The organism is Halobacillus litoralis (assembly GCF_009856445.1).
In the GTDB taxonomy this organism is placed as follows: Bacteria; Bacillota; Bacilli; order Bacillales; family Halobacillaceae; genus Halobacillus; species Halobacillus litoralis.
In genome coordinates this window covers 1,028,186-1,038,528 of sequence record NZ_WMFA01000002.1, presented here as the reverse complement: position 1 = coordinate 1,038,528, position 10,343 = coordinate 1,028,186, and the positions used below count along the sequence as shown (strand labels likewise).

7 protein-coding genes are annotated in these 10,343 nt (G+C 45.6%); 3 read left to right on the top strand and 4 right to left on the bottom strand.

The window, feature by feature from the left end; genetic code table 11:
• Positions 1-314 precede the first annotated feature (314 nt).
• Both GLW00_RS10515 and GLW00_RS10510 read left to right on the top strand, forming a co-directional pair.
• Positions 315-1,637 carry a cytochrome P450 gene (locus GLW00_RS10515; RefSeq protein WP_160913712.1) on the top strand — a complete coding sequence of 441 codons (1,323 nt, stop codon included), beginning with the start codon at positions 315-317 and terminating at the stop codon, positions 1,635-1,637.
• Between the two features lie 78 nt (positions 1,638-1,715).
• On the top strand, positions 1,716-2,822 hold the full coding sequence (locus tag GLW00_RS10510; protein WP_160913710.1) for an NAD(P)/FAD-dependent oxidoreductase: 1,107 nt from the start codon (positions 1,716-1,718) through the stop codon (positions 2,820-2,822).
• Between the two features lie 104 nt (positions 2,823-2,926).
• Here GLW00_RS10510 and GLW00_RS10505 read toward each other — a convergent pair whose 3' ends face one another.
• From GLW00_RS10505 to GLW00_RS10495, 3 genes are all read right to left on the bottom strand, one after another.
• The gene (locus GLW00_RS10505) at positions 2,927-4,372 is read right to left on the bottom strand and encodes a DHA2 family efflux MFS transporter permease subunit (protein WP_160913708.1); all 1,446 of its coding nucleotides are present in this window, start codon (positions 4,370-4,372) and stop codon (positions 2,927-2,929) included.
• 271 nt (positions 4,373-4,643) lie between these two features.
• Positions 4,644-5,960 (bottom strand): UDP-glucose dehydrogenase family protein, encoded by a 1,317-nt coding sequence (locus tag GLW00_RS10500; protein ID WP_160913706.1) that lies wholly within the window; start codon positions 5,958-5,960, stop codon positions 4,644-4,646.
• A gap of 18 nt (positions 5,961-5,978) precedes the next feature.
• Positions 5,979-7,121, bottom strand: coding sequence for a glycosyltransferase family 4 protein (locus GLW00_RS10495; protein ID WP_160913704.1), 1,143 nt, complete (start codon positions 7,119-7,121; stop codon positions 5,979-5,981).
• Between the two features lie 605 nt (positions 7,122-7,726).
• On the opposite strand from GLW00_RS10495, the gene GLW00_RS10490 reads away from it, so the two are divergent.
• The gene (locus GLW00_RS10490) at positions 7,727-8,248 is read left to right on the top strand and encodes a DinB family protein (RefSeq protein WP_160913702.1); all 522 of its coding nucleotides are present in this window, start codon (positions 7,727-7,729) and stop codon (positions 8,246-8,248) included.
• A 232-nt stretch (positions 8,249-8,480) separates the two neighbouring features.
• Here the strand turns inward: GLW00_RS10490 and GLW00_RS10485 are convergent, their stop codons facing one another.
• Entirely contained in the window at positions 8,481-10,262 is a 1,782-nt protein-coding gene (locus tag GLW00_RS10485; RefSeq protein WP_160913700.1) for a M3 family oligoendopeptidase, read from the bottom strand.
• Positions 10,263-10,343 lie beyond the last annotated feature (81 nt).

Sequence of the window (10,343 nt, the reverse complement as noted above, 5' to 3'; positions counted from 1 at the left end):
ATCCCCGCCCCACCCCTTTTAAGGAAGCTCTTTATTTGTAAGGTGCCGCAAACCATTCTCATAGAAGTCTCCCAACCACCAAACAAATGAAAGGTGCTCGAAACGATCTTTAAGTGACGCAAGCTGTTGCAAAGAAGGTGGCTGTATCTATATAAAGGGGACAGGATTACTTACTGTAATTATAGGAAGAAGTCGGAATAAGCTTTGACCATATTTTTTAAAATCCATACGGGATGTTTCCTTGTTACTTAAACGAATGAATAAAATGTGATGCACTCTAGTACCCTCTAATAGAAGGTAGAAGGGGGTACGTTATGCAGAAATGGAAGAGTCGTTCACCGCTCGGGCAATTACCGGCATTCAAAAAGGATCCACTCGCCTTTCTCATGGAGATGGAAGAGACACAGAAGCCGGTAACAAGGTTCAGGTTTGCTCACAGGCCGGTTTTCATGTTGATGCATCCGGCTTTGATTCAGGAAGTACTCGTAAGAAAAGCGGACTTTTTTTACAAATCCAAACCTTTTCAGGAGTTGGAACCTCTACTTGGTAAAGGGCTTCTATTGAGTGAAGGGAATCTTCATCGACAGCAGCGCAGAAAAATCCAGCCTTTCTTTACCCCGAAGCATATTCAGCGCTACTGTGAAACGATGGGGCGAGTCGTTACGGAGCATACGTCTCTTTGGAAAGAGGAAGAACGGTTGATTTCTGAAGATATTAGAAGTCTCACCCTTCAAGTGATCACCGAGACCATGTTCGGTACAGAGGTGAAAGCACACCATGATCAGGTTGGGCAGCAGCTGGATACCGCTATGGAAATCGCCTCCCAGAGAATTCGCAGTGTCTTCAAATCGCCCCGATCATGGAAAACGGTCCGCAATCGATTGTTCGACGACGCGGTGGAAAAGTTGGACGAGGTCGTCTATTCCATCATCCATGAAGATCAGGGAAGTGAAGAGCACCTTCTCCATGTCATGAAGGAAGCAGAAGATAAAGAAGGTCATAGAATGAGTCCTCAACAACTCCGTGATGAAGTGATGACGGTTTTTCTTGCCGGCCATGAAACGACAGCCTCAGCGCTGACATGGACGCTCCATTTACTCATGGAGCATCCCGATTGTTATCAAAAAGTGGAAAGTGAAATCGAACAAGTCCTTTCCAGTGATACGCCGTCCGTGGAGGAAACAGGGAACCTTTTGTACACAAAAAAAGTGATTCTCGAAAGCATGCGCCTGTATCCTCCTGCCTGGGTATTTGGCCGGCGGGCCAGGGAAGATGTGAACATTGGGTCCACGTTCATCAAAAAAGGAGCGACCGTTATGGTGAGTCCTTATCTGATGCATCGGCACAGGAAGTATGTCGATTATCCAGAGGAATTCCTTCCTGAACGCTTTGAGGACGGACGTCTTCTTGGAGGACCTGATTATTTATATTTGCCTTTTGGTGGTGGGCCCCGCGTATGTATCGGGCAGCACTTCGCTATGCTCGAAATGCTTGTCATTCTCTCGTCTCTCATTCGATCATTCAAGTTTGCCCCTTCTTCAGAGGCTTTTCCTGTGGTGGTCGAGCCATTAGTGACACTGCGCATGAAGCATGGCCTTAAACTCCGTCTCTCAAAAAAAGAAATGGGAAGCCGGTAAGTCGTTGTTTTCTGTACCCTGTCCTTTTGTTCATGTACAATATTAACAGGTGAAATGACAGGGATTGAAGGTGTAACAATGAAAACAATCATTATTGGAGCAGGAATATTAGGAGCGTCGACAGCTTACCATCTCGCTGAAAAAGGAGAAGAAGTGGTTGTCATTGACCGGAATGATCCGGAACAGGCGACGCGGAATGCGGCGGGAATCGTTTGCCCGTGGCTAACGAATCGAAGCAATCAAGTGTGGTATCCTCTCGTTACAGGCGGGGCGAAGTATTATCCTTCCTTGATGGAAAAACTTGCGGAGGCAGGTGAAACGCAAACCGGCTACAAGCAGGTGGGAGCGATCAATATTTTCGATACAGAAGAAAAGCTGGAAAAGAAACGGAAGGTGGCTCTCGAAAGGAAAGAGCAGGCACCGGAAATGGGGGAGATCTCCTGCCTTTCCCCGAAAGAAACGAAAGAGATATTTCCACCCGTAGCTGAACACTATCGAGCGCTTCATATTTCAGGGGGGGCCCGCGTGAACGGAGCGGAAGTGACCTCTTCCCTATTAAGGGCGGCCAGAAAAAAAGGAGCAGCCTTTATAAGTGGAGAGGCTACCTTCCTTTATGAAAACAAGCGTGTTGAAGGCGTATATGTGAATGGGGAAAAAATCTTTTCTGATCGGGTTGTGGTCGCGAACGGGGCTTGGACGAAGCCGTTGTTTGAGCCGTTGGGAATGAGACCAAACGTCACTTTTGAAAAAGCACAGATTGTCCATGTGGATATGAAAGACTTCGATACAGGGAATTGGCCTGTAATGCTGCCGCCTTTCAACCACTATATCCTCTCGTTCGGTAAAGGACGGGTGGTCATTGGTGCAACGAAAGAAAAGGCGTCTGACACCCGAGTCACGGCAGGTTCTGTTCATCAATTGATGGATAAGGCCCTTCGAGTAGCTCCTGGACTTGCAGATGCTACTTATGTCCAAACAAAGGTCGGATTCCGGCCGTTCACCCCTGGCTCAACCCCAGTCATTGGGAAAGTTCCTGGTCTTGAGAACGTTGTGGTGGCGAATGGTTTAGGAGCCTCTGGTCTGACAAGTGGACCTTATATTGGAGCTGAGCTTGCGAAGTATTTAGTAGAGGCAGACACGGAACTTGATTTTTCCAATTATACAGCGGATCATTTATTCAAATAACACAAAAAAGTTCCCTCATTAAATGATGAAGGGAACTTTTTCATGGCTTTTTTTAAAAAGATTTGTACCTGTCAAAAGTGATGGTATTCAAAAATCTACGCGAATTATTGGCTTTCAGCGTTTTGATATTGGTTTTCTCCGGTTTCATCGACTTGCTCTTCATCTGGTGGATAGGTCCGCTTCACGAAGAAAGCCAGAACCAATCCGGCAAGGGATAAAGCGGTGACGATGAAGAATGCGATATTCACTCCGTATATCGATGGATGATCGATCGACGGATTGCTCTCGGCGGTTTGAGCGGTTGTCGTCATCACCGTGACAAGAATCGCTGTACCGACAGAAGCTGCGACCATACGCATCGTGTTGCTCATGGCCGCGCCGTGCGGAATGAGTTTTTTAGGCAACTGATTTAATCCAGCCGTGGTCACAGGCATCATGACCATCGATAACCCGAACATCCGGATCGCGTATAACACGGTGATCGTTGTAAAGGTCGTTTCGATATTTAAGAAAGAGAAAGCAAGGGTAGCCCCTGTGATGATCGTGAGTCCCACCACAGCAAGGAGACGCGCGCCTATCTTATCAAAAATACGGCCCGTAATTGGTGACATGAGTGCGGTAATGACCGCTCCCGGCAGCAGGGCGAGTCCCGATTCGAAGGCAGAGAATTCACGCATGTCCTGCATAAATAAAGGAATCAAAGTTTCTGCACCAATCAAACCCAGGAATGTAATCATCGCAATGACGGTCGTAATAGCAAAGACAGGGTACTTGAAGACGCGAAATTCAAGCATGGGATGGTGCATCCGCAGCTGTCTCAGGATGAACAAGGTCAAAGTTACAGCGCCGATGGTCAAAACAGTAACCGTGTCGATGCTCGTCCACCCCTGGTTCCCAGCAAGTGTGAAACCGTATAAGAGCCCCCCGAAACCTACGGAAGAAAGGATGATAGAAACCGGATCGACCTTAGGATAAGAAAGTTCGGTTACATTTTTCAGAATGAAGTAAGCGAGAACAATGATTAAAATAGCCAAAGGCAAGATCATCCAGAACAAATATCTCCACGTATAAGCGGAGGTAATGTAGCCGCTGAGCGCAGGTCCGATGGCTGGTGCGAATGAAATGACAAGTCCAATGTATCCCATAGCCGCCCCGCGTTTATGAACGGGAAAAATCATGAGAAAGACGGTCTGCATCAAAGGAAGCATCACACCTGCACCTGCAGACTGAACGACTCTTCCCAAAAGAAGGAGGGGGAAATTTAAGGCGAGTCCCCCAAGGATGGTTCCGAAGGCAAATACACTCATAGCCGATATGAAAAGCTGCCTCGTCGTGAACCGTTCGATAAGGAAAGCACTGACAGGGATCATCACACCGTTCACAAGCATGAATACAGTGGTCAGCCACTGGGCTGAGTTCGCTGTCACATTCATTTCATCCATAATGGGAGGAATGGCTGTGATCATAAGCGTCTGGTTTAATATCGTAATAAAGGAACCAGCGAGTAAAAGTGCAGCCATCAGCACTTTATTGGTACCTTTGGATGTCATAATGTCGTCCTCCTATGAATCAACTAATATACCATTATACTCCTCGGCGGGATCGGAGGACAACTCATCCAACTCAGTTTACTTGTTTTATATTATGTAAACTAGATGGTTGTTTTTTAATCTTATTAGGATGGATAGAATGTTTGATCCTTTTCCATCATCCTGTCAATCGGAAAAAGTAGAACCACGATGCATGGATGATGCATCGTGGTTCTACTTTTTTATAAACAGGCAAGGAGACAGAAGATTCAAGAGTAGGGCACAACAAAGCTTAAAGCCTGGAGGACGGCTTGTTTGACCGGGTTCCTTTATATGAAGGACGTCCTACGGAATGGTACTCAATGTTTCTCCCTTCGAGGTCTTCCCGTGTATAGCAATTACGCCCATCAAATATGACGGCTTCCTTCATTGTGTTTTCGTACACTTCCAAAGATAAGTCACTAATAGAAGGCCACTCTGTACAGATCATCGCAAAATCAGCCCCTGTTAAAACCTCATGGATGCTATCAACGACAGGACAGAAGGGGATGCTCCTGACCACAGGATCATAAGCGATGGGGACGGCCCCCAGTTCCTGAAGATGTTGAATGATCGAAAGAGCGGGAGATTCACGAATATCATCGGTATTCGGTTTAAAAGAAAGGCCAAGGACCGCTACAGTCTTACCTTTTAAGCTGCCATAACGTTTTAAAGCTTTTTCAATCAGGAGATTCTTCTGCCTTTCGTTCACATCCATGACTGTAGACAGAAGCTTGAAGGAATGTCCGGTTTCTTTGGCGACCTGGACGAGAGCTTTCGTGTCTTTAGGAAAACAGGACCCTCCGAATCCGATTCCTGCCCGGAGGAATTGTTCCCCTATGCGCCGGTCCATCCCCATCCCCTGGGCTACTTGCTCGATGTCTGCTCCTAACTCTTCGCAGATTGAAGATATTTCATTGATGAAGCTGATTTTTGCAGCTAAAAAAGCATTGGACGCATATTTGATCATTTCCGCACTTAAGGGATCCGTATGCAGTCGGGGTGTTTTCATGCTGCTGTAAAGGTCTTCAAGGAATTGTGCAGCTTTTGTTTCTTTAGAGCCGATGACGATACGGTCCCCATAAAAGAAATCATGGAGAGCCGATCCTTCTCTCAAAAATTCTGGATTCGTTACGACTCGGAACCTCCGCCCAGCATGGAAGTGCATCCAGGAACGGACTTTGTCATTGGTTCCAGGGGGGACCGTACTTTTAATGACGACAATCGTCTCGTCGTTGATAGAAAGTGAGAGGTCTTTGACAGCGGTCTTTACATAAGAAAGGTCAGCCGACCCGTCATTATTTTCCGGGGTGCCGACGGCAATGAAAATGGCTTCTGCATGCTGGACAGCTTTTCTTAGTTTAGAAGTGAATTGCAGCCGCTTTTCGTTAAGGTTGGATTGCATCAAAGAAGAGAGACCGGGCTCGTGGATAGGGCACGTTCCATCTTGGAGAGTGGATATTCTTTTTTCATCAATATCCACACAGGTGACTTCATGACCCAGACTCGCAAGACAGGTTCCTGTGACCAGACCGACGTATCCTGTGCCGATAACCGCGATTTTTCTCATATTCATCTTCTCCTGTCTCTAAGCGAAAGAGGCGAGCTTCATTTCGCCAATCACATCTTTGTAATCGTTGAGTAGTTGTTCAAAGATTTCATCCCATGACCTGCCTAAGGCTTCCTGCCGCGCCTGTTTCCTCATAGTATCCAGTCGTTCCGGGTCTGATAGTAGTTCCGTGATTCCTTGAGTGAACGAATGGATATCATTTGGGATGCATAACACCCCTGTATTTCCATGGCTTACGATTTCTTTTACACCACCGGCATTCGCTGCCACCACAGGTGTTCCGGAGGATAGGGATTCGAGGACGACATTACCGAACGTCTCAGTAGCTGAAGGGAAAACGAATAGCGTAGAAGTTGCATAGATGCGAGCAAGCATCTCTCCATCCTGAAAACCTGTGAACGTCATGTTTTCAGGAGCGATGGAGTGAAGATGATTTCTTAAAGGTCCGTCGCCCACAATGAGCCAGTGAATGTTTTCATTCATTCTATGAGGGAGGTTTTTGGCCACTTTCATGAGGGTGTCCAGCCCCTTCTCAGGTGCGAGTCGTCCGACATAGGTTAATAGAATGGGCGCGTCGATCGAGAAATGTTTTCTCACATCCTCACTCTTATAAATGGGAGAATAGAGCTGATGGTCCACACCCCTCTGCCACAGTCCGAGATTATCGAGCCCTTGCCGCTCCAATTCTTTTTTCGTATGAAGGGAAGGAACAAAGGTTTTTTTGAAGGACTGATGAAACCACTGCATATATTTCCAGACAAAAGGGGAGAGGAAAGACAATTTGTAATAGTCTAAATATTGATCGAAGTGCGTATGATAAGAACCCACGAGTGGAATGTCCATCTTCTTGCCAAGATGCAGCCCGGCGAGGCCCAGGTTGAAGGGAGTGGCGATATGAATCAGGTGCGGTTGGAATGCTTCAAGGTCTCTTTTGATTTTCATCAAATTAGGGAGAGCCAGACGGCATTCCGGGTAAAGCCAGAAAGGGACGCTGTTAAATCTATGGATGTGATCGGCGTACTCTTCTTTACTTTTTAAGTCAGGCGCATAAACCCTGTAGGGGATGCGTTTCTGTTCGAGGTATCCCGTCCACCGTTTTAATGTACGAGCGACTCCATTGACTTGTGGTACATACGTATCTGTGAAAATGGCCACTTTCATCTTCCGTTCCCCCTTTAAGCAAAAAGCGCTGCGACCTTGTCCTTCGGTACTTATCTATTCGCAGAAAAAAGGGTTTATGCAGGAGAAGGAAGAAAGGAAAACAACTTTACGTGAAATTGACAAAAGAAGAGAACGACAAAAAACCTGCCTGCGCAGGTTTTGTCAGAAGAATATAGAGGCTGCTTCCGGGATGTGTTGGAAAGTATGGCGATGGGATGAAGAGAGTATCGTGGAAGGCTGTGTATAGTTACGCTGATTTTTTTGTAAGAGAATGTTGGCTTACGGCTTTTAATAGAATCATCTTGTCCTGGTTTGTCAACTTGTTCCAAATGCCCACTTTGATGTTCATCTTTAGTTTCCTCCTCAGAATTTAATGGGGCCAGCATATTTTTGACGAACAGACATCACCGCTTTGTTCATACTTAGCATATACCGTCATTTCATCAAGATTAAACAACAAAAATATCTACAATATTCGAGGGCGTCAACGTTTTGAAGAAGGTTCAGGCATAAAGGTGTCGAATATGTATAATGAGCCTGTAAAAATATAAGGAATTCGGGCTCAATACCTGAAAATATGTAAAAAAGAAGAGGAGGAAGTTTTTATGATTTCTTATCAAGTTCAATCAGAAAAAGGTTTTTCTGAAAAGATCGGGGAACTCGTATGTATGCTTGAACACGTACGTGCGGTGACGATCCAGGAAGTAGCGGACCTCACGCAGGAAGAACTTGATGAGTGCGAAACCGGTGGAAACTCCATTGGTATGCTTCTCTCCCATATGGCAGCGATTGAGTTTGTCCATCAGATCATCAGTTTTGAAAACCGTGATTTAACGGCTGATGAAGAAGAATGGGGAGCGGCACTTGAACTGGGGGACAAGGCCCGCGCAAAATTCCATTCTATACCGGTGGATGATTATTTGGATCTCCTCGAGACGACGAGAGATATGACACTTGAATACTTGAAAGAAAAAGACGATGATTGGCTGTTTGAGGAACGTTCCTGGCCGAACGGAGTGAAGTACAATCCCTATTACTTATGGTTCCACGTCATGGAAGATGAAATCAGCCATCGCGGACAGATCCGTGCAATGATCCGTTCGAAGAAACAAAAAATAAAACTATAAGAATAATAACCTGTTTCATGATGATAATCCTATAGAATTAAAGAAGCGGCCGGTGGCGTTTGCACCTGGGCCGCTTCTTTATCTATGTTTTCATTAGAATATTGAACTGCCTCTGTCATTCTGTGCACTCTTATCGGTGGGTTTTGTTCATTTATCCATACGTTTTACCCTTTTATCGGTGACTTTCCGTTTTTATTACAGTATGCATCTTAAATGTTAGTGGAACACCCTTTTACGATAGATAGCTTTCTGTTCTCCTGATGTATTCTTCTATGGCCTCCTGCAATGGCCGGAAAGACGCGTTCCAAAATTCCTGCTTTGTCAGATCTTGACCAAGAAAGCCTGAACAAAGTTCATCCATCGGCAGATCTCCCGAGTGACTTAAGAGCTCATCGTACTTCTCAGGAAATGACGCAGGCGTTTCTTTATACTGGGCGTATATGCCATTACTGAACAGATAGCCGATCGTGTAGGGAAGGTTATAAAACGCTTTTTCAGTATCATAAAAGTGAGGGATACTCATCCAGTTATAAGCATTCACATGCTCCAGATGATCTCCGAACCATTCCCGCTCTTTTGCTTCCATCAACCCGGTGATCTCCGATGAGGAAAGCTTTCCTTGTTTCCGCTTCTCATAAAAATTCTTTTCAAATTCAAATTTTGCCGGGATGTACGTGGTGTATTTCAGTCCGTTGATAATTTTCATTTCCAGCAGGGAAAGGGCATCTTCTTCTGTATCAGCAAGATCAATAGCAGCGTCCAAAACGAGGTTCTCTGCGAACGTGGAGGCTGTTTCCGCAAGCCCTGTTCCTGCACTCTGGGCAAATCCGGGTTGTTCATGCAGCAATGTATTGTGATAAGCATGTCCAAGTTCATGCGCCAGGGTCACGACATCCTGATAGGTTCCTTGGAAGGAAAGGAGCACCCGGCTTTCTTTTGCATGGGGAAACGAGGCACAAAAGGCACCGTGACGTTTGTTTTCGTGAGGCTCAGCATCTACCCAGCCATCATGGAAAGCTTGTTTGGCGAAGTCTCCGAGTTTCCGGCTGTATTGAGAAAATTGCTTGACCACAATGTCCGTTGCTTTTTCATATGTAAGTGTTGTCTTAGCGGTGAAAGAAGGTGCATATAAATCATACCAGTCCGGTTTTGTGATGTTCTCGATCTGGGCTTTTCTTTTTAAGAATCGATACAAAAGATCCTTATGCTCATGCAGAGCTTTCATCATGGTACTGACAGCGGCTTCCGGAATTCTGTTCTGCTCATACATTTCTTTCAGAGGGTTGTGCCAGCCTCTCAGCTCATATAAGTCATTCCGGAAACCGGAGAAGTGGTTAAAAATAAGGGCGAAACGATCCTGATTCTGTTGGCAGACCTCAATGAGGGACGCAGCTATGCTAGACCTGACAGAACGATCCTTGGATAACATCGCCTTCATGAAAGCCATATCAAAAGAAAGTTCCGTTCTTTCACCATCTTCTTCCGCAGGTACACGGAGATTCGCGAATTCGTGCTCGAATAGGTCTTCCCATCCTTCGAATCCGTTCAAGGATAACGTATGGATGGCCTGTTCCAATTGAGGCGCTAATCGGTCTTTCACTTGTTTTCTACGTTCCATTAAAGAAGTGCGGACTTCAGCCAGTTCCTCAGCTTGTAGCCACTCATTCCAAGTAGGTTCGCTGATTGCTGCGATATACTGGTTGAATGCGAGCATCAGAGTTTCCATCTTTGCTTTTAATCGTTGACTTCGATCCATGAGTTCGTGTCCATTGCGATCCTGCATATTTTGAGAGGATAGGCAGATTGCGTATTCATCGATGGAAAAAACGTCGGAGTAAAGCTTTTGCATTTCCTCGACTATCACCAGGAAATCTTTAAAGTTATCAGGAACTTGTGATTTCTCTAACTGCTCACGAAGAGCTTCCGTTTGTTCATTCTTTCTGAGCAGGACATCTTCCAGCCCGTCAGGAAAAAGACGCTCCAAATCCCATTGTTTCATAACCGTGTTCTTCATATGATTCCTCCTATGGTTTTGATAGTATTAGTGTAATAGACTTTGGAAAAATCTTCATCATCCTCAAGACGGACGACAACT

What these genes read in the sequence shown, in the direction of transcription:
- GLW00_RS10515 (WP_160913712.1), top strand. Translation starts at nt 315, where the DNA reads ATGCAGAAATGGAAGAGTCGTTCACCGCTCGGGCAATTACCGGCATTC.
- GLW00_RS10510 (WP_160913710.1), top strand. Translation starts at nt 1,716, where the DNA reads ATGAAAACAATCATTATTGGAGCAGGAATATTAGGAGCGTCGACAGCT.
- GLW00_RS10505 (WP_160913708.1), bottom strand. Translation starts at nt 4,372, where the DNA reads ATGACATCCAAAGGTACCAATAAAGTGCTGATGGCTGCACTTTTACTC.
- GLW00_RS10500 (WP_160913706.1), bottom strand. Translation starts at nt 5,960, where the DNA reads ATGAGAAAAATCGCGGTTATCGGCACAGGATACGTCGGTCTGGTCACA.
- GLW00_RS10495 (WP_160913704.1), bottom strand. Translation starts at nt 7,121, where the DNA reads ATGAAAGTGGCCATTTTCACAGATACGTATGTACCACAAGTCAATGGA.
- GLW00_RS10490 (WP_160913702.1), top strand. Translation starts at nt 7,727, where the DNA reads ATGATTTCTTATCAAGTTCAATCAGAAAAAGGTTTTTCTGAAAAGATC.
- GLW00_RS10485 (WP_160913700.1), bottom strand. Translation starts at nt 10,262, where the DNA reads ATGAAGAACACGGTTATGAAACAATGGGATTTGGAGCGTCTTTTTCCT.